Source organism: Kribbella sp. NPDC023972, assembly GCF_040639075.1.
Taxonomy (GTDB): Bacteria; Actinomycetota; Actinomycetes; order Propionibacteriales; family Kribbellaceae; genus Kribbella.
In genome coordinates this window covers 188,671-212,982 of sequence record NZ_JBEZZH010000007.1, presented here as the reverse complement: position 1 = coordinate 212,982, position 24,312 = coordinate 188,671, and the positions used below count along the sequence as shown (strand labels likewise).

Genomic DNA, 24,312 nt, shown 5'->3' with positions numbered 1-24,312 from the left:
GGCGGCCGGTGGCTCGCGGGCCGAACGCATGTCGCGTTCGGGACGACTCCCAGCAAACTGCCAGCCGAGCGCAGGGACCGGCTCAGGTTCGCCGGACAGCATCGGTGGCATGCAGATTTCAGGTCATCCCAGTGGTCCGTGGACCACAGCGGTCGAGATCGTCGTACCCGTCAAGAACGAGGAACACGACCTCGGTCCGAACATCAGGCGGCTGCGTGAGTTCCTGGACACCGCCTTCCCGTTTCCGGCCGAGGTCTGCATCGCGGACAACGGAAGCACCGACGCGACCTATGAGATCGGTGCGCTGCTGGCCGTCGAGCTGCCCGGAGTCCGGGTCGTCCGGCTCGAGCAGTCCGGCCGGGGCCGCGCGCTGAAGAAGGTCTGGTCCGAGAGCGCCGCCGATGTGCTCGCCTACATGGACGTCGACCTCTCCACCAACCTGAACGCCCTGCTGCCGCTGGTGGCACCGCTGTTCGCCGGCCACAGCGACGTTGCCATCGGCACCCGGTTGTCGAACGGCTCGCGGGTGGTCCGGCGGCCGAAACGGGAGTTCATCTCCCGCTCGTACAACCTGTTGCTGCGGGCAACCTTGAGTGCGCACTTCTCCGACGCCCAGTGCGGGTTCAAGGCGATCCGCGCCGACGTCGCCCAGCAGCTGTTGCCGCTGATCGAGGACACCAGCTGGTTCTTCGACACCGAGCTGCTGGTGCTGGCCGAGAAGGCCGGGCTGCGGATCCACGAAGTACCGGTGGACTGGGTCGACGACCTCGACTCGCGGGTCGCGATCGCCAAGACGGTCGGCGAGGACCTGCGCGGGATCGCCCGGTTGTGGCGGAACCTGGGCCGCGGCCGGATCGACCTCGAACCGGTGCGACAGGCCTTCGGCCGGCCCCGGATCCTCGATCCGCGGACCGCGCTGGCCGCGCGGGTGCTGCGGTTCTGCGCGATCGGGGTGCTGAGCACAGCGGCGTACGCACTGCTCTATCTCGTTCTGCGCCAGGGCATGCCGGCCCAGGTGGCGAACGTCCTCGCCCTGCTGGTCACGGCCGTCGGCAACACAGCGCTCAACCGGCGGGTCACGTTCGGCGTCCGCGGCCTGGAGAACCGCTGGCGGCATCAGCTGCGCGGACTGGTGACCTTCGGCATCGGCTGGAGTCTGACGGCCTCGTCGCTATGGCTCCTGCACACCGCGGTGGCGGCACCGCACCAGGCGGTGGAGATCACCGTCCTCACCCTCGCGAACCTGGCCGCGACCGTGGTCCGGTTCAGCCTCTTCCAGACGTGGGTCTTCGACGACGACGCACCCACCTTGCCCACCTTCGAACCCCCGGCGGTTCTCGACCAGACCCGGAGCAACTGACATGGCAACCATTTCCGATCCCGTCGAGGCGTCGTCCCGCTCTGGACCACGTGCACTCGTCACGCCGTACGCGATCGGCCGGGACAAGCTCCTGTACGGCGGCCTGCTGGTGCTGACCGCGATCGCGTACCTGTGGGGCCTGTCCAAGAACGGCTATGCCAACGAGTACTACGCGGCCGCGGTGCAGGCCGGGTCCGAGAGCTGGAAGGCCTGGTTCTTCGGGTCGCTCGACGCGTCGAGCTTCATCACCGTCGACAAGACCCCGGCCGCGCTGTGGGTGATGGGACTGTCCGGCCGCATCTTCGGGTTCAGCACGTGGAGCATGCTCGTCCCCGAGGCGCTGATGGGCGTCGCGAGCGTCGGGTTCGTGTACGTGTCGGTACGCCGGTGGTTCTCCGCGAACGCGGCCCTGTTGGCCGGCGCGATTCTCGCACTGACGCCGGTCGCCGTACTGATGTTCCGGTTCAACAATCCGGACGCGCTGCTGATCCTGCTGCTCTGCGCCGGTGCGTGGGCGGTGACCCGGGCGATCGACTCCGACAAGCACGCGGCTCGGTGGATGATGCTGGCCGGGGCGTTCGTGGGCTTCGGGTTCCTCACCAAGATGTTGCAGGCGTTCCTGATCCTGCCGGCGTTCGGACTGGCGTACCTGATCGCAGGGAAGCCGAAGCTGGGCAAGCGTCTGCTACACAGTGTTTTGGCGCTTGTCTCGCTGATCGTCAGCGCCGGTTGGTGGATCGCGATCGTGGAGCTGATGCCGGCGTCGGCTCGGCCTTATATCGGTGGTTCGCAGAACAACAGCATTCTCGAGTTGACGCTCGGCTACAACGGTCTCGGCCGGTTGAGCGGTAACGAGACCGGGTCGGTCGGCGGCGGTACCGGTGGCGCGGGTTGGGGTGGTGCGACGGGGTTGCAGCGGCTGTTCAGCGGTGAGTTCGCTTCGCAGATCGCGTGGTTGCTGCCGGCCGCGTTGCTGGCGACGATCGTCTTGGTCGTTGCCGCGGGCAAGGCCGCGCGGACGGACAAGACGCGGGCGTTCGCTGTGCTGTGGGGTGGCTGGCTGGTCGTGACCGGGCTGACGTTCAGTTACATGCAGGGCATCATCCACAGCTACTACATGATCGCGCTGGCACCGGCGATCGGGGCGCTGATCGGTGCCGCGATGTCGGTGCTGTGGCGGCGGCGCGCGGAATGGTTGCCACGCGCAACTCTGGCCGGTGGTGCGTTGCTGACCGGCGGCTGGGGCTTCGCGTTGCTCAACGAGACGCCGTCGTGGCAGCCGTGGCTGCGCTGGGTCGTACTGCTGACCGGCGTACTCGGGGCTGGTGCGGTGATGCTCCTGCCGGAGCTGAAGCTGCATCGTACGGCGGCTCGACGAGCAGGTGTGTTCGCCGGCGTGCTGCTGGCCGTGAGTGCGCTGGCCGGACCGGCGGCGTACTCCGTCGACACGATCAACTCGGCGCACGCCGGGGCGGTCCCGTCAGCCGGGCCGTCGAGTGGCGGCATGGGTGGCGGTCCTGGCGGCGGGATGGGCCGGATGGGTATGCCGCCTGGTCAGAACGGTGATGGCTTCGGAGGCAACGGTACGACAGGCAGCCCGGGGACAACCGGGAACGGGACTACCAGCCGTGGGACTGGTGGAGTCGGTGGGTTCCTCGGCGGTGGCGGGATCAGCGGAGTCTCGAGTGAGCTGATCACCCTGCTGCAGAACGGAGCCAAGGGCTACACGTGGGCGGCCGCGGCGGTCACCGCCAACGGAGCCGCGCCGCTGCAGATCGCGTCCGGCGAGCCGATCATGGCGATCGGCGGCTTCAACGGCACCGATCCGGCACCCTCCCTGGCCGAGTTCAAGGAACTGGTTGCCCAGGGCAAGATCCATTACTTCATCGGTAGCGGTGGCGGGATGATGGGCGGCCGCAACGGCACCTCCAGCGAGATCGCGACCTGGGTCGCGGAGAACTTCCAGGCCCAGACCGTCGGCAACACCACCGTCTACGACCTCACTACCGGCACCACCAGCTGAGAGAACCGGAGTACAAACTATGACTCAGAACACCAACCCCCCAATTTCCGAAGGTCCCGCCCACCGCTTCGCCAACCACCCTGGCGCTCCCAGCCCCGGTCCACAGCTGGCAGGCCCGAGTCTGCCGGGCTCTTCGGCCACCGGAGCGCAGGCGGGCGGCAATGAGGCGCAGTGGCAAGCGGCTCGCGCAGCCACACCAGATGAGGTGCCTCCCGCCGCATCCGCGGGCACCACCGCGTCCGCCGAGGCAGCCGGATCGGGTGCTGGCGCTGCCGGGGCCGCGCACGGAGCGGCCGCGCAGCCGGGCGGTGCTTCCGGTGGGGGTGGCGCGTATGGCGGTGTCTACGGTGGGCCGGCTGCCGCGCAGCAAGCTGGTGGCGGCAAGGGAGACGGTCGCCCGAGCAACCTGGTGTTAGCAGGAGCGGGTTCGCTGCTGGCAGTACTCGCGTTCCTGGGTGGTGCTGCTGTCGGTCATGCCTGGGACGGTTTCAACACCCAGCAGAACCAGTTCGGCGGCCCCGGCGGTGGCGGCCGTCAGTTCCCCGGCCAGCAAGGTCAACAGGGCCAGCAGGGGCAGCTCCCAGGCCAGGGCATGAACGGCCAGGGCCAGGGCACCACCGGCCAGGGCCAGGGCACCACCGGCCAGGGCCAGGGCACCACCGGCCAGGGCCAGGGCACGACGGGGCAGGGCCAGGGCACCTTCCCCGACCAGGGCACGGTGCCGGGCCAAGGCAACCAGTCCGTGACCGGCGCCGGTCAAACCCAGACCAGCTAGCCGGTCACCGGCCAAGCCCAGACCAGCTAGCCGGTCACCGGCCAAGCCCAGACCAGCTAGCCGGTCACCCAGTTCGGCGCCAGCTGAACCTCCTGGTGGGCAGTGAGGGCGGACAACCCAGCCCACCCGGTTCGGCCACCCGCCCGGTCCTCGCAGGGCACCGGGTAGACCATCCCGCCGGGCCGCGCAGGCGCCGGGGCGCCACCTCGAGGGATGGTTCGCAGGGTGGCCACCGGCCCAACCGGATCGCCTCCGGTTGGGCCGGCCCAGGGCGCGGGGCGCGCAGGCCGCTGGCTGGCTTTGTTGTCACTAGCGGGTTGCAGCGCGATAGCGGTGACGTAAGCCGTCATCGGCCGGGCTGGTGTTGCTGCGCGGTGGTTGGGGCGATGACTGTGAGTGGCGACACGCGGGAGCGGGTTCGCTGCGGTGGAGGTGGGGTAAGGATCGGGGGGTGGAATGGTCGAACGTGACGTGGTTTTTGACTGCCCTGGGGGCGGTTGTCGTGTTGTTGACGCGCGTCCGGCTTGGTGCGGCGGTGGTGGACGGCACCGGGCGGGCTAGTGGGGTCTTCGGGTATTCCCCTGCCCTGGTGCGGGTTCACACGACGGTCGGCGTGATCACGCTGCTCTGCTGGGTCGTTGCCCTCGTCACCGGTCGGCGCGAGATCGCGCTGGTGGTGCTCGCCGGATGGTGGCTGCTGGCAATCGTCGGATTGTTGCTGTTGGCCCGTTGGCTGCCCAGTCACGCCAAACATTCCGAGGACAAGAAGGGCGACGCCTGGGGTTCCGGTGCCGGCCTGTCCCTGCTCGGCCACGTCGGCATGGTCCTCGGGGTCTGCTACTTCACCTTCGTCACGCTGACCGACCGCCTCTGAGGCCGTCGAGCAGTGCAGTGACCGACCGACGTACGCCGCTCTCGAACGCCTGCTGCGACAACGCGACGCCGACGCCGGCGACCCGGTCGTACATCAGCCCGTCCAGCATGGCCGCCACTGGCCAGGCTGCCTCCGATGGATTCGGAACTCCGAGGACCTCGAGTATCTGGGCCAGGACAGCTCGCAGTTGCCGGCCGCCCTCGTCGATCGCGGTTCGCAGTTCCGGCTGGCGACTCGCCTCGAGGGACAGTTCGTAGCGCGCGATCAGATCGTCGGGCCGGTCCCGCGCCAGGCTGATCGCCATCTCGATCAGCAGCTCCAGCGGTGAGGCCGCCGTGTCGAAGGTCGGCGCCGCGCTCAGGTCGCGGGCGAGCATGCGGTTCACGCAGGCGGTCAGCAGCGCGTTCCGGGTGCGGAGGTAGTACGACGTCGAGCCGGGCGGCAGACCGGCTTCCGCGTCGACCGCGCGGTGGGTCAGCCCGCGCAGCCCCCGGGTCGCGACCAGATGGATCGCGGCGTCGGCGATCGCGTCCCGCCGATCCGCGCCGAGCGGAACCTGCTTCTTCACGGCCGCCAGTCTCCCACTGTCCATCCTGCCTCTACAGATGTAGAGTCTGGCACATGAGTACGGCGATCGTGGTAGGGGCGGGGATCGGCGGGGTCACGGCGGCCGTCGCGCTGCAGCGGCGCGGATGGCAGGTCACGGTGCTGGAACGGGCACCGGAGCTGGGTGAGGTGGGTGCCGGCATCTCGGTCTGGCCGTCGGCGGTCGCCGTACTGGAAGAGCTCGGGGTGAAGGGCGTCGAGAAGGCGGCCGCGCTGTCCAAGCCGGCCGGGATGCGCAAGCCGACCGGCCGCTGGGTGGTGGAGGCGGCGGACCTCGGTGTCGAGCTCCCGGTGATGATCCACCGGGCGCAACTGCACGATCTGATCACTGATCAGTTCGGCCCGGGGATCACGGTCCGGACCGGCTACACCGTCACGAAGCTCACTCAGGACGAGACCGGCGTGACGATCAACGATGACCTGCGCGCCGAGTTGGTTGTCGCCGCCGACGGCATCCGCAGTGTGATCCGGCGAGCGCTCTATCCGGAGTACGAGGGCCCGAAGTACTCCGGCTACACGGCGTACCGGGGTATTGCCGACGTACCGATCGACGACGGCGGTGGGGAGACTTGGGGCCGCGGGCAACGGCTCGGGTTCGCGCGGCTGATCGACGGGCGGATCTACTGGTACGCGACGGCGAACCAGCCTGCCGGTCAGGGCGGCGATCACGCGACGGTGTGTAAGGGGTTCGGCGATTGGCACGACCCGATCCCGGCAATTCTCGCGGGTACGCCGCCGGAAGCCGTGCTGCAGAACGACATCTACGACCTGGCCGTGCCGCTGGTCCCGTTCGTCCAGGGTCGGGTGGTGCTGCTCGGCGACGCGGCGCACGCGATGACGCCGAACCTCGGCCGCGGCGCCTGCTCGGCGATCGAGGACGCCGGGGCGCTCGCCCGGCATCTGGCCGAGCCTGGCTCCTTGGGTACGGCGTTGGCGGCGTACGACCGGGATCGGCGGCCGGCGACCACCAAGCTGGTCAAGCGGTCGCGTGGGGTCGGACGGGCCGGGCAGGTGGAGAACCGGGTGGTGATTGCGATCCGGGACGGGCTGTTCGCGTTCGGTGGCAAACTGGTGTCACTACGGAGGCGGAAGTAGCCGGGCCGTCGGCGGGTGGAACAATCGCCGTGTGACCACAGCTCCTGAGATCCCTGGTGCCAAGCACATCCACTCCGGCAAGGTCCGGGACCTGTACGAGTTGGAGTCCGGCGATCTGCTGATGGTCGCCAGCGACCGGCAGAGCGCGTTCGACTGGGTCCTGGAGACACCGATCCCGGACAAGGGCAAGGTGCTCACCGCGATGAGCCTGTGGTGGTTCGAGGTGCTCGGCGTACCGAACCACGTCCTGTCCACCGACGTACCGTCCGAGGTCGCCGGTCGCGCGGTGATCTGCGAGAAGCTCGCGATGTTCCCGGTCGAGTGTGTGGCTCGTGGTTATCTGAGCGGCTCCGGCCTGCTCGACTACGACGCGACCGGCAGCGTCTGCGGGATCCCGCTGAAGCCCGGGCTGGTGGAGGGCTCCCGGCTGGACGAGCCGATCTTCACGCCCGCGACCAAGGCCGAGCTGGGCGAGCACGACGAGAACGTCTCGTACGACGCGGTGGTCGCGACGGTCGGCGCGGAGACGGCGGCCGCGCTGCGGGACACGACGCTGGACATCTACACGCGGGCGCACGCGATGGCGGCGGAGCGCGGGATCATCGTGGCCGACACGAAGTTCGAGTTCGGGGCGCGGGCGGACGGGACGATCGTGCTCGCCGACGAGGTGCTGACGCCGGACTCGAGCCGTTTCTGGCCGGCCGACCAGTGGGAGCCGGGCCGGGCGCAACCGTCGCTGGACAAGCAGATCATCCGCGACTGGCTGCAGTTCGAGTCAGGCTGGGACCGTACGTCGGGCGAAGCGCCGCCGCCGCTGTCCGACGAGGTGGTCGAGCGCACCCGCACCGCCTACATCGACGCCTACGAGCAGTTGACGGGGCGCAAGTTCACGAGCTGAGGTCGAACCGCCAGGCCATCACAATGACGCCTTCGGGGTGAGCGCGCGCGGACAGGGCTGTCGGACCGGCAATTGTGATGGCCTGCAGGTCCGCCCTCAGAACAGGCCGACGCCCAAGGCCAGGAGGATGAACCGGGCGCTTCGTCCGGCCAGGACCGACAGGGTGAAGGTGACAACGCCCATCCGGGAGGCGCCGCCGATGAGGGCTACGCCGTACAGGGGCGGGATGCCGACCGAGGCGCTCAGGAGGGTGACCGGGACGCCCCAGCGACGGTCGCTCATGGCGTCCAGGAGCCGTTTGCTGAGCTCGCGGTTCCACTGGACGAAGCGGCCCCAGCGGGTGTCGAGGTTGACCGCCTTCGGTTCCTTGGACTTGCGGGCGGCGTACCCCGGTCGGTAGCGGACGGCGAGGAACATCGCGACCTTGCCGATCGTCTGCCCGACCGACACCCCGATCGCGGCGACCACCGGGTCGAGGGCCCCGGAGACGCCGACGCCGAGGACGTACGCCTCGGCGTTCATCACCGGTACGACGGCGGACCCGATCCCGAAGCCCACCGCCAGCGCCAGTTGCCACACCCACATGACCCCGAGGCTATGCGCCGCCAACAAGGTTGCCACGCACCCCACCCCCACTCCCGGGTCGAACCAGGGCCCCACCCCATCCACCTCCTCGCACCCTTGACAGCCGATCCTCAGCCGGCAGGTACGGCGGGCCGACGTCCCCGGAGGATGGTCAGCAAGCGGTAGGTGGAGGCGACCTTCACGACCAGAGCGGCGATCGCGACGCCGTACGGAAGCCAGTGGGTGCCGGTGTGGTGCGCGACAACCAGCGAAATCACCACAGCCGCGGTGTTGACGGCTTTGGCCGGTTTGGACCAGTTCCACAACCAGATGGGCCGGTCGACCTTGTAGAAGTAGTTGGGGCTGAGTGTGCCCGGCCAGAGCAGGAAGGCCAGCGAGAGCATGGTGTCCAGTACGCCGAACTGGACCAGGAAGATCGCCAGCGGCCCGATCGTCGCCGGGAACGTCGCCATGAACGCGGCCGCCAGCAGGAACGAGCAGGCCCGGTCACAGACGATGTCGAAGACCGCACCGGCCACCGACTCCTCGTTCCGGTAGCGGGCGACGGCACCGTCGGCCATGTCGCCGAGCCAGTAGGCGGCGTACCCGATCACCAGCCAGCTCAGAGCGCCGCTGCGGAACGCGATCGCGGCGATCACCATCGCGATGACAGTACGCACCAGCGTGATCCGGTTCGGCACGCCAAGCAGGAGCGCCGGCCGAATGGCCAGGGGCTTGGCGGCATTCAACACTGTCATCAGGCTGCCCTCAGATTCTCGGGATCGAGTGCGTCCCGGAGTTGGTTGCGAAGCAGGAAGCCGGCGGTGACACCGCCGAGCAGGCCGAGCAGCCAGCCGGCGATCGTCAGTCCGGCGGCGGTGAGCAGTGTGCTCAGCTGGAACGGGTCGGCCGGCGAGCCGATCATCCGGGCGAGACCGAGAAGCGAGCCGAGGAACAAGCCCAGGGCGAGCGCCGGTGCGGCGGTCGCGGTCAGTTGACGGCGGATGACGCGACGGAGGAACCGCGCGTCGACGCCAAGTGCGGTGAGGCAGGCGAGTTGGCGCCGCTGGTCCACCAGTTGGTCGGCGGCGCCGACGACGAGCGCGGCCATGGCGGTCAGTGCGACCAGGAGCAGTCCGACGGCGGCCAGTGCGAAGCCGGTGACGTAGAAGAAGCGGTCGCCGAACTCATCAACGGTGTTCAGGACGCCCAGGGCGCCGTTCGCCATGGTGCCAACCAGGAAACCGCAGCATGCGAGCAGGGTCGCCATCCGGCCTGCCGGTCGGGAGTCGGTGACGAGGCGGACGCCGGTGAGGAGATTGGCAGGGTCGCCCGACCGGCTGAGCCGGCGCCCGATGGCGCGGATCCACACTGGGGTGAGGCTGAGGAACAACAACGCGAGGCCGACGATCAGTGCGGTCGACGCGACGTACCCGAGCCAGCGGACGGTGGCCAAGCCGAGCACGATCATCACCGGACCCGCGATGAGGCCGGTCCGGGGCTGCTCGGCCGGCTGCTCCGCGCGCGGCACGAGGAGCTGGTCTCGATGCAGCAGTCCGCCGACCAGAGCGCCGGCCGCCGTTGTCATCACGACCACCGGGACCCAGATGAGCAGATCCAGCAGCTCAGCACCAGGGAGAACCCGGGCCATCCGTGGCAAGACTCCCAGCAGCAGACTGAGCACCAGGTAGACCGGTCCCGCGAGCACTCCGCCCGCCAGGCCTGCGAGCGCCGCATCAGTCGCCGACAGCTGTCGCACCTGCTTGCCGGAGGCCCCCGCCAGTCGCAGCGCAGCCAGCCGTCGTTCGCGGGCCGCCGTACCCAGCCTCAACGCCTGTACGGCGAGGCCGGCGGTGAGTACGGCGAGGATGACGAGGATCGCGATCAGTCCGGAGCGCAGTCCGCTCTCGGCGACATAGTTGCTGTAGACGGTCTTGCTCAGGTCGCCGCTGCCCAGGCGGGTGATCCGTAGAGCGCCGAGCAGCAGCGCTCCGCTGAGGCCGAGCGCCGCTGTGGCCAACCGGATGCGGCTGCGGTCGGCCGGCGTACGGGACCGAGCCAGCTGGATCAGCGTCTCGAGCGTCATCAGAGCGCGACCTCGTGCTGGATCACGCCGTCGCGCAGTCTGATCTCTCGGTCCGCCGAGGCGGCGATGAGGTTGTCGTGCGTCACCATCACCAGCGCCGCGCCGCGGTACCGCGAGGCTCGCAGCAACACCTCGAGCAGCTCCTGACCCGCCCTGCTGTCGAGGCTGCCGGTCGGCTCGTCAGCCAGTACGACGGATGGTCCGGTGACGAGAGCGCGGGCGACGGCTGCTCGCTGGGTCTGACCGCCGGAGAGCTCGGCCGGCATCGCGTCGGCCTCGTCGGCGATGCCTACCTGCTTGAGCCAGTCCAGCGCGATCGCGCGGGCCTCTGCTCGGTCATGCCCGTCCAGCAGCAGTGGCAACGCGACGTTATCGACCAGTGGGAGGTCAGGGACGAGTTGACCGAACTGCAACACGATGCCGACCTTGGTGCGGCGGAGACGGGCGCGCTGCTCCTCCGGCAGCTTGGCCAAGTCCTGCCCGGCCACTCGGACCGTCCCGGCGTCCGGGCTGAGGATGCCGGCCGCGCAGTGCATCAGAGTGGACTTGCCACACCCGCTGGCGCCAGTCACCGCGACCACCTCACCAGGCTTGACCTGGACCGTCACACCACGAAGCGCCGCGTTCCGCCGGTAGGAGTACTCGACGCCGCTCAACTCCAGCGCGGCCTGGGATGCGCTCACGGGCGAGCCTCTTTCTGGTGGGAGATGTGGTCCAGGGCGGTGTCCAGCCAGCGCAGGTCGGCGTCGAGGTGGGCCACGATGTACTCGCGGACCAGTGGCGACGTCGGGTCGTCCTCGGCCGGTGTCTCCCGCAGCTCCCGGATCCGGCGTAGGTGGTTCGCGCGCTGTCGCGCCAGGAAGGCGGCCGCGTCCCCACCCGTCCGGATTGCCGCGACGAGCTTCCGCAGTACCTCGTCCGCACTGCCCCAGGTCGGCGGGACCGGATCGCTGAGCCAGTCCGCGAGGTGCTCCCGGCCCTTGCTGGTCAGTGCGTAGACCGTCCGGTCCGGACCGCCGCCGGAGGTCTTGTCCACCACCTCCACGAGCCCGTCCCGCTCCAGCCGGCCGAGTGTCGTGTAGACCTGCCCGAACGCCAGGGGACGGCTGTCCGGGAACCAGGCGTCATGACCCCGCTTCACGTCGTACCCATGGGCCGGGCCGCGTGACAGCAGTCCCAGCACCAGCTCCGCAGTGGCCATGACCCGACTATACACCGCGTGTATGTACTCAGTGAATAGTGCGCGATTCCGGCCGATGCGGGGGTTCGGGCGCTCGGTCGGTAGGATTCAGGCGTCACCCCGGAACGAGACCTGGAGTAAGTCAGTGGCTCGCGTTGTCGTCGACGTCATGCTCAAGCCCGAGATCCTCGACCCGCAGGGCAAGGCGGTGCACGGCGCGTTCGGCCGGCTCGGCTTCGACGGCGTGGCCGATGTCCGCCAGGGCAAGCGGTTCGAGATCACCCTGGACGGCGAGGCGACCGAGGAGCGGGTCGCCGAGATCCGCAAGGCCGCGGACACGCTGCTGGCCAACCCGGTGATCGAGGACTACACCCTGCACGTAGAGGACGCTCAGTGAAGATCGGCGTCGTCACCTTCCCGGGGTCGCTGGACGACGCCGACGCCCGGCGCGCGGCCGCGGTGGCCGGCGCCGAGCCGGTCGCGCTCTGGCACGCCGACGCGGACCTGCACGGGGTGGACGCGGTCGTCCTGCCGGGCGGTTTCTCGTACGGCGACTACCTCCGCGCCGGCGCCATCTCCCGGTTCGCGCCGGTGATGGAGACGATCATCAAGAGGGCCGGCGAAGGCCTTCCGGTGCTCGGTATCTGCAACGGCTTCCAGGTGCTCTGCGAGTCGCACCTGCTGCCCGGGGCGCTGATCAAGAACCACCACCGCAAGTTCCTCTGCAAGGACCAGCGGCTGCGGATCGAGAACAACCGGACCGCGTGGACGTCCGACTACGACGCCAACCACGAGATCACCATCGTGATCAAGAACCAGGACGGCTCGTACGTCGCCGACGAGGCGACCCTGGACCGGCTCGAGGGCGAGGGCCTGGTCGTCGCCCGCTACCTGGGCGAGAACCCGAACGGCTCCTACCGCGACATCGCCGGGATCACCAACGAGCGCGGCAACGTGGTCGGCCTGATGCCGCACCCGGAGCACTGTGTCGAGACCCTGACCGGCCCGACCACCGACGGCCTGGGCTTCTTCACCTCGGTGCTGAAGGCCGTCGTCGCCTCCTGATGAGCTTCGCTGGGGTGCGGCGCCTCCTGGTCTGCACCTTCTTACTCACCGCGGCGGTCCTGCTCGTCAGCACCGGTACGGCGGCCGCGCAACCCAGCAGCCTGCTGGCCAAGGTGGTGGTGATCGGCGTACCCGGCCTGACCTGGAACGACGTCAAGGCCTCGCCCGAGCTGACCGCACTGGTGAACCAGTCCCACGTCGGCTCGATCACCGTGAAGACCGCCGGCCCACACACCTGCCCGATCGACGGCTGGCTGACGATCAGCGCCGGCACCCGGGCGTGGGGCAGTGTCGCCGACCAGCCCTGTGGCGAGCTTCCCCCGGTGACGAACGGCTCGGTCGCCGATTGGCAGACGTACGTCGACCGCCAGGCGGAGCACCACACCGGCGCACCCATCGGACGCCTCGGCCAGACCGGCTACCCGATCTGCGGCTTCGGCCCAGGGGCAGCGGTCGCACTGGCCCGGACAGACGGCTCGGTGACCAATTGGCAGCCCGAGCTCGACCCGGCCAGGCTGGCGAGCAACGAGTGCGGTGACGCGATCATCGACGCGGGTGCACTGCCACCGCGCGAAGGGCGTGACGAAGCCCGGAAGAAGGTCGCCGACCTGGTCGCTCAGGCGCGCGCCGCGGACGGTTGGGTCCTGCTGGTCGGGATCAGCCAGACCATGGCCAACGAACACCAGCAACCACTGGTCGCCCTGCAACTCCCGCCGGACGACGGACCGCGGTGGCTCACCAGTGACAGCACCCGCCGCCCCGGCCTGATCCAGCTGACCGACGTCACCGCGACCATCCTGAAGGAACGGGACGTCGCGGAGGTCGACCCGGCCGGCGCCGAGAGGCCCGGTCCGCTCGACGGCAACGAGATTCACTTCACCGGCGACCGTCACACCGACGCGGCCGCGGTGATCGAGGACCGGCTGGACACCAACGAGCGGTTCGAGCAGCCGCGGCCGATGCTGGTCGCGGTGTCGATGACCATCCTGGCCGCTGAGCTGATCGCGCTCGCCTGGTTCGTGATCACGCGCAGCCCGCGATCCCGCCGTACGTTCGTCTTCACGTTGCTCACGCAGGGTGGGTTCTTCATCGCCGTCTTCCTGTCCACGGCGACCATGTGGTGGCGGTGGCCGGCTCCCGGTTTCTCCTTGTACTGCGTGGTCCTCGGGATCAGCGCAGTGCTTGCCGGGGTGGCTCAGCTCGTCTTGAAGCGCTACGCGTTCCTGGGGATCGCGGCGGCGGCGTACGGGATCCTGCTGGTGGACGGCGTACTGGGGACGCCGCTGCAGTTCGGGAGCATGTTCACCGACGGGCCGGTGATCGGCGGGCGGTTCTACGGTTTCGGCAACTCCACCTTCGCCACGCTGGCGGTCGCTGCGCTCGTCACGGCGGGCTGGGCGGCGCAGAAACTTATCGACCAGAGCCGGAAGCAGGCTGCGCTCGCAGTGATCGGTATCGGCGGCGCTGCGATCATCGTGGACGGCCGACCGGGCTGGGGGACTGACTTCGGTGGCATCATCGCGCTGACGCCCGCCGTACTCTTGATGGCCTGGCTGACCTGGCGTGGCAGCATCTCCTGGCGCGCACTGCTCGGGGTCGGCGCGGTCGGGGTGCTGGCGGTGTCCGCGGTCGCGTTCCTCGACTACCTGCGGCCGGCGGACCAGCGGAGTCACTTCGGCACATTCGTGGCCCGGCTGCTCGACGGTGATGTCAGCGACATCCTCATCCGCAAGCTGGACATGGCTGTGCAGTTCTTCGCCGGCCCGTCCGGCTGGGCGATGCTGCTCGGTGTGGTGCTGGCGATGCTGGCGACCGTCCTGCCTGACCGAGTGCCCTCAGAGCAGTACCGCGCCTTCTACACGAGTCTGCCGATGGTCCGGCCGACTCTGCTCGCGCTGTCGACCTGCGGGCTGGTCGGCATGCTGCTGAACGACTCTGGGGTCGCACTGCCCGCCATCATGACCGGCTTCGCCCTTCCACTGCTGGTGGCCCACCTCGTGGCCGCCGAGCAGCCCGCTACCGTTTCACCTGAGTCCCACCTAGTGCAGGAGTCCTGATGTCTACCGATACCGTCACAGTCGCCGGCAGCACCCCGGACGCCGAGCAGCCGTGGGCCGAGCTCGGGCTGAAGCCGGACGAGTACCAGCGGATCCGCGACATCCTCGGCCGCCGGCCGACCAGCTGCGAGCTGGCGATGTACTCCGTGATGTGGAGCGAGCACTGCTCGTACAAGTCGTCCAAGGTGCACCTGCGCAAGTTCGGCGAGATCCCGCAGGAGACGCCGGCCGGGAAGATGCTGGCCGGTATCGGTGAGAACGCCGGCGTGATCGACATCGGCGAGGGCTACGCGGTCACGTTCAAGGTGGAGTCACACAACCACCCGTCGTACGTCGAGCCCTACCAGGGTGCGGCCACCGGCGTCGGCGGTATCGTCCGCGACATCCTGGCGATGGGCGCGCGCCCGGTCGCGGTGATGGACCCGCTGCGGTTCGGCCCGCTGGACGCGCCGGACACCAAGCGCGTGCTGCCCGGGATCGTGTCCGGTATCGGCGGCTACGGCAACAGCCTCGGCCTGCCGAACGTCGGCGGCGAGGTCGTCTTCGACTCGACGTACCTGGGCAACCCGCTGGTCAACGCGCTCTGCGTCGGCGTGATGCGGCACGAGGATCTGCACCTGGCGAACGCGACCGGTGTCGGCAACCAGATCATCCTGTACGGCGCCAAGACCGGCGGCGACGGGATCGGCGGGGTGTCGGTGCTGGCCAGTGAGACGTTCGCGGAAGGCGGCCCGACCAAGCGGCCGGCGGTCCAGGTCGGCGACCCGTTCATGGAGAAGCTGCTGATCGAGTGCACCCTCGAGCTCTTCGCCGCGAACGTGGTCGAGGGCATCCAGGATCTGGGCGGTGCCGGGCTGTCCTGTGCGACCTCGGAGCTGGCCAGCGCGGGCGACGGCGGGATGTTCGTGTCGCTCGACAAGGTGCCGCTGCGGGACGCCTCGCTCGCTCCGGAGGAGATCCTGATGAGCGAGTCGCAGGAACGCATGATGGCGGTCGTCACGCCGGACAACGTCGAGGCGTTCCTGAAGATCTGTGCCAAGTGGGACGTGCAGGCCGACGTGATCGGGGAGGTGACCGACACCGGCCGGCTGCAGATCGACTGGCACGGTGAGCGGGTGGTCGACGTACCGCCGCGCACCGTCGCGCACGAGGGACCCGTGTACGAGCGTCCGTACGAGCGGCCGTCCTGGCAGGACGACCTGCAGGCCGACGGCGCCGAGAAGTTGCCGCGAGCAACCACGGGCGCGGAGCTGCGGGACACCCTGCTCAAGCTGGTCGGGTCGCCGAACCTGTGCGACAAGTCCTGGGTGACGGACCAGTACGACCGGTACGTGCTGGGCAACTCGGTGCTCGCGCAGCCCGAGGACAGCGGGATGATCCGGGTCGACGAGACCAGTGGCCTCGGCGTCGCGGTGTCGACCGACTGCAACGGCCGGTTCGCCAAGCTGGACCCGTACACCGGCGCCAAGCTGGCGCTGGCCGAGTCGTACCGGAACGTGGCCACCACGGGCGCCCGGCCGGCCGCGGTGACGGACTGCCTGAACTTCGGCTCGCCCGAGGACCCGGCGGTGATGTGGCAGTTCGCGGAGGCGATCCGCGGCCTGGTCGACGGCTGCATCGAGCTGGGCATCCCGGTGACGGGTGGAAACGTCTCGTTCTACAACCAGACCGGTGACGCCCCGATCCTGCCGACCCCGGTCGTCGGCGTCCTCGGTGTCATCGACGACGTGACCCGCCGTACGCCGATCGGCTTCACGGCCGAGATGGAGGGTCACCAGCTGTACCTGCTCGGTGAGACCGAGGAGGAGCTGTCCGGCTCGGAGTGGGCACACGTCGTCCACGGGCACCTGGGTGGGCGCCCGCCGGCGGTGGACCTGGCCGCCGAGCAGCAGCTGGCCGACATCCTGATCAACGCATCGCGGGACGGCCTGATCGACGCCGCGCACGACGTCAGCGACGGTGGTGTCGCTCAGACCCTGGTCGAGTCGGCGCTTCGGGGTGGTGTCGGCGCTCGCGTCTGGGCGCCGGACGGGCTGGACCCGTTCCTGTTCCTGTTCGCCGAGTCGGCCGGTCGTGCCGTGGTCGCCGTACCGCGGACCGAGGAGGTCCGGTTCACCGACATGTGCACCGCGCGCCGCTTTCCGCACGCGAAGATCGGCGTCATCACCGGTGACTCCCTCGACGTCCAGGACCAGTTCGAGATCCCGCTGGCCGAGCTTCGCACCGCCTGGACCTCAACGCTTCCAGCCGCCCTCAACTGATCGGCCGCCGCTCCGGCCGTCTGGCACACTCGAAGGAACGAGTGAGGTGAGGCGGATGGTGGAGCGGCGACCGGTCAAGGCGGCCGAGCTGATGGGACTGGCCGCGGCGGCCGGTCAGGAGGCTCGGGTCGCGGCGGCTCGGCGGCGGCTGGCGAACATCCGGCTGACCGACGAGGAGCGGCGGATCTGCACGGACGAGCTGTCCGAGCAGTTCGCGGTGGGACGGCTGGACGAGGACGAGCTGCACCGGCGGGTCGATCGGCTCAACGACGCTGTCACGCATGGCGATCTGCAGCCGATCTTCGCCGGGCTGCCGACGCCGTCGCTGTACCAGGTGGAGCCGCGGAAACCCGGCCGGTGGCGGTGGGCGGCGTTCGCCGGCGCCGTCTGGCTCGCGGTGCCGTTCTTCCTGACCGGTCTGGTGTTCCTCGTCTTCGGCCGTGAGGTCGCCGCCGCGATCTTCGGCCTGCCCGCGCTGATCTGGACCTTGGTCGCGTACCGCTGGGCGGCCGGCAAGACCAAACGCTCCCGCCGGCCCTGAGGCCGACGGGAGCGCAGGCCGACCTACTTCTCCGGGGCGGCTGCCACGAACAGGGTGACCTCGCCCGGTGCGTACGGCGTCGCGTCGTGGACGTACCAGCCGGCGGGAGCCGAGTCGCTGGTGTCCAGCTGCGGGGGTGATCCGCTCAGGTAGTGGTGCACCTTGACGCCACGGGCCGTGATCAGGGGCAGAACCTCCGCGACCGTCTTGTTCTTGATCGCCAGCCCGGCCAGCGACTCGCCCTTCTCGGTCGCCGACGAGGAGGTGTGCTGATACATCTCGCCCGGTTTCGCGGCCCGGCCGAAGTCGACCACCGTCTCGCCGTCGTAGTCCTTCGGCAACTCCAGGCCGGCCTGGCAGCCGGGATCCGAAGCGTTCAGGGTGCCAGGGCATTTCTCACCCGGCTCGATCCACCGCAACTGCTTCATGTCGTTCGCGTTCCGGCCGGTGTAACTGACCATGGTGCCCACCGACGGCGGGCTGACCGGGATCATCCTGACCGTGATGTCCAGGCCCATCCTCTTGAAGTCGGCGTTGTACCTCTTCGGGTCGGCGTTCGGATCGACCACCCGGACGATGAGCTTGTCGCCCTGCTCGGTGAAGGACAGCGCCTGCGGCTGATCCTGTCCGGGTCGGTTGACCAGCGTGGCGGCGACGACGCCGGCGATCAGCAGACTGGCCGCGGCGACCAGCACGAGGCGGGGGCGGCGGACCGGGCGCCGCGGGCTCTCGAGGACGGCGGCCGGGGCGTGCTCGCTGGTGACGTTCTCGGCCACCTCGGACCAGGCCGCGTCAGTGATCCGGTCCTCGGTACGGGTGGGGGCGAGGCCGCGCACGGCGGCGTCGATGTCATGCGTCTTCATGTGAGGCCTCTTCTCGGAGGGCGACCAGTTTCCGGTTCGCCAGCGGGGCGGTGAGGAGTTTGGCGAACCGCTTCCGGGCGCGATGCAGCCTGATCCGTACGGCGTTGTGCGAGATGCCGAGCACGGTCGCGATCTGGGCGGTGTCGAGCTCTTCCCAGGCGACCAGTGACAGCAGCTCCCGGTCCTGCTCCGGCAAGGCGCGGAACGCCCGGGCCGCCGGCGTGTCATCCGGTAACGCGGTGTCCCTGGTGTCCAGGTCGGTGAGTTCCTGGCGGAGCTTCGTGGCCAGTGCGTGCCGACGGCCCTCACCCCTGCGGTGGTTGGCCAGCACTCGGCGTGCCACGCCGTACAGCCATGGTCTGGTCTGGTTGCCGGGCGGTATGTCGTCCAGCCGGCGCCAGGCCACCAGGAACGTGTCCGCGAGCAGGTCAGCGGCGTCGTGCCCGCTGTCGGTCCGGCGGCGCAGGTAGCCGAGCACTGCCTCCCGATGCGTGCCGAACACCTCCTCGAACCGCTCGCGGCGTCCTGGTGGCGGGTCGTGCACGACTCCCTCACTCACCGGCCCGGGACGGGCCTTGATCAGTGTCTGCGTCATACCCAACAGATGTCCGGCACCCCTCGCACCCATTTCACCCCAGGCATGTTGCAGCGTCCTGCACCGTTCCATGTGCTTTCTATGAAGCCGATCAGGTGGTACGGAAGGCGGTCGCGAGGAGGTTCTCGAGGTAGGGCTGGGGGTCGCTCTCTCCCCAGGGACTCCAGGCGGCAGTGAGTTGCCGCCGGCCGTCCTCGGTGGTCCAGGAGGCGGCCTGGTAGCCGAAGATGTCGCCTTCGTGGCCCCACACGCGGATGCCGTTGACCAGCCTGGTCTGCAGACCCAAGCCGTAGTCGTAGCTGCGGCCTGTCGTCCTGCTCGTCAGCAGTTGGGCCTGCTGCTCCGGGCGGAGCAGGCGGCCGGTGAGCAAAGCGCCGTAGAAGCGGCTGAGGTCAGTCGCGGTGGACACGAGTTCGCCGGATGCGCCGGTGACCGACGGGTTGAACGTCGTGATGTCGACCGGCTCGATCGAGCCGTCCTGCTCTCGCGGCAGGTAGCCGTGCGCATGGGGTCCGGTGATGACCGAGCGGCGGCCGGGGAGTTCTGTCCCGAGCAGCCTGAGCTTGCGAAGTATCCGCCGGTCGACCTCCTTGGCGTAGTGGTGGCCGGTCACCCTCTGGATCACCAGGGCGAGCAGGATGTAGTTGGTGTTGGAGTACATCCAGGAGGTGCCGGGCTCGAACAGCAATGGTTGCCCGGCGGTGAAGTCCAGCAACTCCTGCGGAGTCCACGTCCGATCGCGCAGCCCGACCACCTCGTCGACCGTGCCGTAGAGAGTGCGGAAGGCGCGGGTGTTCGTGTAGTTGACGATGCCGCTGGTGTGTTGCAGAAGCTGGTGCAAGGTGATCCGATCGCCCGCATCGATGACGCCGGGCAGCCAGCGCTCAACCGGGTCGTCCAGCCGGATCCGCCGCTCCCCGGCCAACTGGAGTACGACGGTGGCCACGAACGACTTGGTGATGCTGCCGGCCCGGAAGCGCCCGTTGACGGTGACCGGCCGCGCCGACCCGAGTTCTGCGACCCCGCTGCTACCCCGCCACACCCGGCCGGAGTCGTGTACCTCGGCCAGTACGGCGGACGCAGCCGAGGCGGCGATGTCGTCCAGGATCTTCTGCAGCCCCGCCGCGTCCGGCGCCTCGGTGGACGCCGGCAGCTCGGCGCCGGCGGACGGGAGCAAGCCGGCGCCTGCGGCGGTCAGCGCGAGCAGACCGGCGACGCCGGTCTTGAGGGTGGTTCGGCGGTCGATCATCTGTCCTTCTCCAGGTGGCAACTAAGCACTATTTAACTAGGAGCATAGTACTATAGGGGAATCAAGGAGGCAGGCCCGGTGACTAGCCTGAAGGTATGGAGGCCAAGCAGCGGTTGGCCGTGGCCGGGGACGCCGCGGAGATTGCGGAACTGATGCGGGCGTCGGTGCGGGAGCTGTTCCCGGCGTACTACGACGACGTGCAGACGGCCAGCGCGGTGGAGCACATCGGGATCCTGGACCAGACGTTGATCGACGACGGCACCTACTACGTGCACGAGGCCGGTGGAGAGGTCGTCGCGTGTGGTGGCTGGAGCCGGCGCAACAAGCTCTTCAACGCGAGTACGGCGGGCGCCGACGAGCGACTGCTGGACCCGGCGACCGAGCCGGCCAGGATCCGGGCGATGTTCGTCCGCGGCGACTGGACCCGGCGTGGACTCGGCCGGGCCATCCTCACCGCCTGTGCCGACGCGGCCAAGGCCGAAGGCTTCACCCGGCTCGCGCTGATGGCGACACTGCCCGGCGTGCCGCTCTACCGGGCCTTCGGGTTCACCGCCGTCGAGACCGTCGACCTGACCATGCCGGACGGCGTCGTGCTGGCAGGGGTGGCCATGGAACGTCCCATCGACCTTCCAGACAAGGAGAAGATTGTATGAGCGCAGGCACCACAGTCGCCGCGCCGGACGGCACCGAGGTCGTCCTCGGTGAGATCGGTACGCGCGTCCTGCTGAAGAACTCGCGAGTCCGCGTCTGGGAGGTCTCCCTCGCTCCAGGCGAGGCGCAGGGCTGGCACCTGCACCACAACCCGTACGTCGTGTTGTGCCTGTCCACCTCCCCGTGCCACATGGACTGGCTCGACGGCAGCCCGGCGCGGTACCTCAACGAGACCGTGGGCGGCTCGGTCTACCGGCCGGTGTCTCCGGTGCACATGCTCACCAACGACGGCGAGACGCCGTACCTCAACCGGCTGATCGAGGTGCTCGACCTGGGTGAGGAAGCGTCCGGCGACCCGTACTTCGTGATCGAGGGGGTGCCGGCTGACGCCGGGTTCGAGCAGGTCGGTGAGGTCCCGGCCAAGGTGGTCGTCGACGAGGACGACGTACGCGTCCAGCACGTCACTCCGGACGCGGGGGAGTCCTACACCTGGCACACCGGTGCGTACCCGGCGCTGGTGGTCGACCTCGACCTGGACCACCCCGACGTGACCTACCTGGAGCCCGGCGAGTCCTACACGCTCCCTGCCAAGCCCAGCAAGACGTCCGGCTTCAACCTGGTTGAGTTGCTCTACTACCGCCGTACCAGCTGACGCACTTCGGCCGCATCACGTGCCGCGAGTGCTGCGACGGTCGGCACCTGGGTGAGGTCCGTCTGCCGGAGTAGTGCCTTGACCAGGGGGATCTGCGGTCCGACCGCACTGAGCTCCTGCACACCAAGCGCTGCCAGCAGTACGGCGCTCTGCGGGTCGCTGGCCAGGTCACCACAGACAGCGACCCGCACCCCGGCCTTACGTACGACGTGGTCGATCAGCTGCAGTACGGCGGGGTCGAGTCCGTCGGCCAGTGGGGCGACGGCTGAGTTGGTGCGGTCGGCGGCGGTCGTGTACTGCGTGAGGTCGTTGGTGCCGATGCTGACGAAGTCGAGGCCGGCGGCAAGCGTCTCGATCCGGAGCGCGGCGGCCGGGACCTCGACCATGATGCCGACCTCCAGACCGTCCGGCCGCGGCCCGAGCTCGTCGAGCGCCCACGCGACCTCGTCGGCCGTCGTCACCATCGGGAACATCACGTGCACCGGGGTCTCCGCCGCGATCTGCCGGACCGCTTCGAGCTGGTCGCGGAGGAGCTCAGGGCGTCGCCGGAAGACCCGGAGGCCGCGCTCGCCGAGGAACGGGTTCGCCTCGCGGTCCTGGGGCAGGAACGGCAACGGCTTGTCGCCGCCGATGTCCCAGGTGCGGATGGTGATCGGCTTCCCGCCGAGCGCGGCCGCGATCGCCCGGAACCGCTCGACCTGCTCGGCCACGGTCGGCGCGGTACGCCGGTCGCCGAAGAGCACCTCGGTCCGTACCAGACCCGACCCGTCCGCGCCACGCGCGTCGACCGCGTCCTGTACGGAACCGACGTTCACCAGTACGTCGATCGTCCGGCCATCCACGGTGGTCGCCGGCTGATCGGCGTACGCAGCAGCCTCTTCGCGCTCGGATCGTCGCTCGGCGATCGTGGCCCGGACAGTCGCCTCGTCCGGTCCGACCTCGAAGGACCCGTGCCGCGCATCGAACGCCACGGTCACACCCTCCGGCACCTCGAGGTTGCCAATGCCGGTGATCAGCGGGATCCCGCGGGACCGCGCCACGATCACACCGTGCCCGGTCGCCCCCGCCGCGCGGACCGCGATCCCGGCGATGCTCGAGGCATCGATGGTGGCCGCTGTCGCAGCATCCAGCTCGGGCACGACGAGAATGCCGTTGACCTCGGTTCGGGCGACCTGTCCGGTGAGTGCCCGCAAGACGCGGTCCCGGACCGACCGCACATCCTGCGCGCGCTCCCGCTGGTACGCGTCGTCCAGACCCTCGAAGGTCTTCGCAAGCTCGTCGTAGGTCTGCTTCCACCCGATGGGCGCCGGCGTCCCGGCCCTGATCGCCGCTCGGATCTCGTCGAGCAGCTTGCGATCCTGAAGCAACGCCAGTTGCGCCTCGAAGATCCCGCCGTGCGCCGGACTGCTGTCCCGCAGCCGCCGCAGCTCCTCGGCAACCGTCGTCAGCGCATCGTGGAGCCGGGCCAGCTCGTTGTCACCGGCAACGTAGTCGCCGAGATCCACCTCCGTGCCGCCGATCACGGCCGGGCCGATCGCCACGTCGAGACCTGAACCACCGGTCGGCTCGGTCGTCTCAACCACTGTGTCGCCGAAGTTCTCCGCGGCCAGGTCGTTGATCGCGGCAAGTACCTCGGCGGCTTGCGGTCCACTGGCCCCGACCTGGAGGCGATGGCCCTGCAGGGCATTGAGGGTGGCGACCATACTGAGGCTCGCCGCGTCGACCGGGCCGCGACCGGTGTCGAGATCGGTGAGCGTGACGGAGGCGTTGAAGGAGTTGACCAGGGCGACGAGTCGCGCGGCCGGGCGAGCATGCAGGCCGTGTTCGTTGCTCACCGCAACTTCAATGGTCTGGTCCGCGGTGACCAGATCGTCTTGCTGCACAGGGGTTGTGTCACCGAGATGATCCTGCTTCGCGACCAGGCCGCGATTCGCCTCGGCGACGACCGCGTCGAGCGAAGCGCCGGTCGACGCGGTCACGACGGCCGCGACCAGTCCCTCGACCAGCGGTGCACTGGACAACCTCACCCGCTCGGCGATCTCGGGATCGACGAACTCCAGCGCCAGCTCGGCACTCAGCACCGCGCTGCCCAGGTCGAGCAGGACGAGTACGCCGTCCGGGCTGTCAGCCGCCGTGATCGCCTCGGAGACCGCCATCGCGTCGGTGCCGAAGGTCTTCTCGTCCAGGCCTGCTGCCACCGCGATCACCGGACGGTTGTCCTCGGCAACCATTTCGGCGGCCAGCCCGACCGCGGCGGTCGCCAGCGCGTGGCTGTGCGACACCACCACGATCCCGATCATGCGAGCGTGCGCGCGGCCGACTCCAGCAGCAGTGTGGTGCTCGTCGCGCCCGGATCCTGGTGCCCGGCGCTGCGCTCGCCCAGGTAGCTCGCCCGGCCCTTCCGGGCGACCAGCGGCACCGTCGCGTCCCGGCCCTTGGCCGCCGCCTCCGCGGCCGCGCCCAACGCCCCGGCGAGATCCGATCCGCTGGCGACGGCGGCGTCGTACGCATCCAGGGCCGGCGCCCAGGCGTCGTACATGGTCTTGTCGCCGAGCTCCGCCTTCCCGCGCGCGAGGATGCCGCCGACCCCGGCCTTGAGCGCCTCGCCGATCGAGGCCGCCGTGATCTCGGACCCGGTCAACGCGGTCCCGAAGCGCAGGAAGAACGTCCCGTACAGCGGCCCGCTGGCCCCGCCGACCTTGCTGACCAGCGTCATCCCGGCCTTCTTCATCAGCTCGTCCACCGAGTCGAACGATGACTCGTCCAGCAGCCCGACCACCGCCTGAAACCCGCGGTCCATGTTCGCGCCGTGATCCGCATCCCCGATCGCCGAGTCAAGCTCAGTCAGGTACGCCGCATTGTCGTGCAGCGTACCCGCAGCGTCGCGCAACCAGCCCTCGAAGTTCTCGACTCCCAT

General features: G+C 69.3%; 24 protein-coding genes and 1 pseudogene. 13 read left to right on the top strand and 12 right to left on the bottom strand.

What is annotated here, in order from left to right; all coding sequences use genetic code 11:
* Window positions 1-109 precede the first annotated feature (109 nt).
* From AB0F43_RS27295 to AB0F43_RS27280, 4 genes are all read left to right on the top strand, one after another.
* Entirely contained in the window at window positions 110-1,360 is a 1,251-nt protein-coding gene (locus tag AB0F43_RS27295) for a bifunctional glycosyltransferase family 2/GtrA family protein (RefSeq protein WP_360482658.1), read from the top strand.
* Window position 1,361: 1 nt separating this feature from the next.
* The gene (locus AB0F43_RS27290) at window positions 1,362-3,383 is read left to right on the top strand and encodes a glycosyltransferase family 39 protein (protein ID WP_360482655.1); all 2,022 of its coding nucleotides are present in this window, start codon (window positions 1,362-1,364) and stop codon (window positions 3,381-3,383) included.
* A gap of 205 nt (window positions 3,384-3,588) precedes the next feature.
* Window positions 3,589-4,158 carry a hypothetical protein gene (locus AB0F43_RS27285; protein WP_360482652.1) on the top strand — a complete coding sequence of 190 codons (570 nt, stop codon included), beginning with the start codon at window positions 3,589-3,591 and terminating at the stop codon, window positions 4,156-4,158.
* A 502-nt stretch (window positions 4,159-4,660) separates the two neighbouring features.
* On the top strand, window positions 4,661-5,032 hold the full coding sequence (locus tag AB0F43_RS27280; RefSeq protein WP_360482649.1) for a hypothetical protein: 372 nt from the start codon (window positions 4,661-4,663) through the stop codon (window positions 5,030-5,032).
* On the opposite strand, the gene AB0F43_RS27275 is transcribed toward AB0F43_RS27280, so the two are convergent.
* Window positions 5,010-5,600: a TetR family transcriptional regulator C-terminal domain-containing protein gene (locus AB0F43_RS27275; protein ID WP_360482647.1), complete on the bottom strand. Its 591-nt coding sequence runs from the start codon at window positions 5,598-5,600 to the stop codon at window positions 5,010-5,012. The genes AB0F43_RS27280 and AB0F43_RS27275 overlap by 23 nt on opposite strands.
* A gap of 53 nt (window positions 5,601-5,653) precedes the next feature.
* On the opposite strand from AB0F43_RS27275, the gene AB0F43_RS27270 reads away from it, so the two are divergent.
* Together AB0F43_RS27270 and AB0F43_RS27265 are read left to right on the top strand one after the other, a co-directional pair.
* On the top strand, window positions 5,654-6,733 hold the full coding sequence (locus AB0F43_RS27270; protein WP_360482644.1) for an FAD-dependent oxidoreductase: 1,080 nt from the start codon (window positions 5,654-5,656) through the stop codon (window positions 6,731-6,733).
* 31 nt (window positions 6,734-6,764) lie between these two features.
* Entirely contained in the window at window positions 6,765-7,631 is an 867-nt protein-coding gene (locus AB0F43_RS27265) for a phosphoribosylaminoimidazolesuccinocarboxamide synthase (protein ID WP_360482641.1), read from the top strand.
* Between the two features lie 96 nt (window positions 7,632-7,727).
* Here AB0F43_RS27265 and AB0F43_RS27260 read toward each other — a convergent pair whose 3' ends face one another.
* The 5 genes from AB0F43_RS27260 to AB0F43_RS27240 all read right to left on the bottom strand — a co-directional run bounded on the left by AB0F43_RS27260 (window position 7,728) and on the right by AB0F43_RS27240 (window position 11,482).
* Window positions 7,728-8,216 (bottom strand): hypothetical protein, encoded by a 489-nt coding sequence (locus AB0F43_RS27260; protein ID WP_360482638.1) that lies wholly within the window; start codon window positions 8,214-8,216, stop codon window positions 7,728-7,730.
* 110 nt (window positions 8,217-8,326) lie between these two features.
* Window positions 8,327-8,953: a CDP-alcohol phosphatidyltransferase family protein gene (locus AB0F43_RS27255; protein WP_360482635.1), complete on the bottom strand. Its 627-nt coding sequence runs from the start codon at window positions 8,951-8,953 to the stop codon at window positions 8,327-8,329.
* Window positions 8,953-10,281 (bottom strand): hypothetical protein, encoded by a 1,329-nt coding sequence (locus AB0F43_RS27250; RefSeq protein WP_360482632.1) that lies wholly within the window; start codon window positions 10,279-10,281, stop codon window positions 8,953-8,955. The genes AB0F43_RS27255 and AB0F43_RS27250 overlap by 1 nt, the downstream gene beginning before the upstream one ends.
* Window positions 10,281-10,964, bottom strand: a complete 684-nt coding sequence (locus tag AB0F43_RS27245; RefSeq protein ID WP_360482629.1) for an ABC transporter ATP-binding protein — start codon at window positions 10,962-10,964, stop codon at window positions 10,281-10,283. The genes AB0F43_RS27250 and AB0F43_RS27245 overlap by 1 nt, the downstream gene beginning before the upstream one ends.
* Window positions 10,961-11,482 carry a PadR family transcriptional regulator gene (locus tag AB0F43_RS27240; protein ID WP_360482626.1) on the bottom strand — a complete coding sequence of 174 codons (522 nt, stop codon included), beginning with the start codon at window positions 11,480-11,482 and terminating at the stop codon, window positions 10,961-10,963. Before AB0F43_RS27240 ends, AB0F43_RS27245 begins: the two co-directional genes overlap by 4 nt.
* A gap of 124 nt (window positions 11,483-11,606) precedes the next feature.
* Between AB0F43_RS27240 and purS the strand changes: the two genes are divergently transcribed.
* From purS to AB0F43_RS27215, 5 genes are read left to right on the top strand one after another with little or no spacing between them, the layout of a single operon-like run.
* On the top strand, window positions 11,607-11,858 hold the full coding sequence (gene purS / locus AB0F43_RS27235) for a phosphoribosylformylglycinamidine synthase subunit PurS (protein WP_132156044.1): 252 nt from the start codon (window positions 11,607-11,609) through the stop codon (window positions 11,856-11,858).
* Complete coding sequence (purQ, locus tag AB0F43_RS27230; RefSeq protein ID WP_360482622.1) at window positions 11,855-12,526, top strand: phosphoribosylformylglycinamidine synthase subunit PurQ; 672 nt, start codon at window positions 11,855-11,857, stop codon at window positions 12,524-12,526. Before purS ends, purQ begins: the two co-directional genes overlap by 4 nt.
* 14 nt (window positions 12,527-12,540) lie before the next feature.
* The gene (locus AB0F43_RS27225) at window positions 12,541-14,583 is read left to right on the top strand and encodes a hypothetical protein (protein ID WP_360482619.1); all 2,043 of its coding nucleotides are present in this window, start codon (window positions 12,541-12,543) and stop codon (window positions 14,581-14,583) included.
* On the top strand, window positions 14,583-16,844 hold the full coding sequence (purL, locus tag AB0F43_RS27220) for a phosphoribosylformylglycinamidine synthase subunit PurL (protein WP_360482616.1): 2,262 nt from the start codon (window positions 14,583-14,585) through the stop codon (window positions 16,842-16,844). The genes AB0F43_RS27225 and purL overlap by 1 nt, the downstream gene beginning before the upstream one ends.
* Before the next feature lie 55 nt (window positions 16,845-16,899).
* Window positions 16,900-17,385 (top strand): DUF1707 domain-containing protein, encoded by a 486-nt coding sequence (locus AB0F43_RS27215; RefSeq protein ID WP_360482613.1) that lies wholly within the window; start codon window positions 16,900-16,902, stop codon window positions 17,383-17,385.
* A gap of 23 nt (window positions 17,386-17,408) precedes the next feature.
* Here the strand turns inward: AB0F43_RS27215 and AB0F43_RS27210 are convergent, their stop codons facing one another.
* From AB0F43_RS27210 to AB0F43_RS27200, 3 genes are all read right to left on the bottom strand, one after another.
* Complete coding sequence (locus AB0F43_RS27210) at window positions 17,409-18,248, bottom strand: hypothetical protein (RefSeq protein ID WP_360482611.1); 840 nt, start codon at window positions 18,246-18,248, stop codon at window positions 17,409-17,411.
* Complete coding sequence (locus AB0F43_RS27205) at window positions 18,235-18,843, bottom strand: sigma-70 family RNA polymerase sigma factor (protein ID WP_360482608.1); 609 nt, start codon at window positions 18,841-18,843, stop codon at window positions 18,235-18,237. The genes AB0F43_RS27210 and AB0F43_RS27205 overlap by 14 nt, the downstream gene beginning before the upstream one ends.
* Before the next feature lie 91 nt (window positions 18,844-18,934).
* Window positions 18,935-20,092 (bottom strand): serine hydrolase domain-containing protein, encoded by a 1,158-nt coding sequence (locus AB0F43_RS27200; protein ID WP_360482605.1) that lies wholly within the window; start codon window positions 20,090-20,092, stop codon window positions 18,935-18,937.
* A gap of 95 nt (window positions 20,093-20,187) precedes the next feature.
* Between AB0F43_RS27200 and AB0F43_RS27195 the strand changes: the two genes are divergently transcribed.
* Together AB0F43_RS27195 and AB0F43_RS27190 are read left to right on the top strand one after the other, a co-directional pair.
* Window positions 20,188-20,745, top strand: coding sequence for a GNAT family N-acetyltransferase (locus AB0F43_RS27195; protein ID WP_360482602.1), 558 nt, complete (start codon window positions 20,188-20,190; stop codon window positions 20,743-20,745).
* A complete protein-coding gene (locus tag AB0F43_RS27190; RefSeq protein ID WP_360482599.1) occupies window positions 20,742-21,395 on the top strand; it encodes a hypothetical protein in 654 nt (217 codons plus the stop codon). Before AB0F43_RS27195 ends, AB0F43_RS27190 begins: the two co-directional genes overlap by 4 nt.
* Here the strand turns inward: AB0F43_RS27190 and ptsP are convergent.
* The 3 genes and pseudogenes from ptsP to dhaL all read right to left on the bottom strand — a co-directional run bounded on the left by ptsP (window position 21,377) and on the right by dhaL (window position 24,312).
* Window positions 21,377-23,230: a phosphoenolpyruvate--protein phosphotransferase gene (gene ptsP, locus AB0F43_RS27185; RefSeq protein WP_360483206.1), complete on the bottom strand. Its 1,854-nt coding sequence runs from the start codon at window positions 23,228-23,230 to the stop codon at window positions 21,377-21,379. The two genes, AB0F43_RS27190 and ptsP, sit on opposite strands and share 19 nt — an antisense overlap.
* 84 nt (window positions 23,231-23,314) lie before the next feature.
* Window positions 23,315-23,695: pseudogene (dhaM, locus tag AB0F43_RS27180) on the bottom strand (dihydroxyacetone kinase phosphoryl donor subunit DhaM); the annotation flags it as partial.
* On the bottom strand, window positions 23,692-24,312 hold the full coding sequence (gene dhaL / locus AB0F43_RS27175) for a dihydroxyacetone kinase subunit DhaL (protein ID WP_360483203.1): 621 nt from the start codon (window positions 24,310-24,312) through the stop codon (window positions 23,692-23,694). The gene dhaL and the pseudogene dhaM, both read right to left, overlap by 4 nt.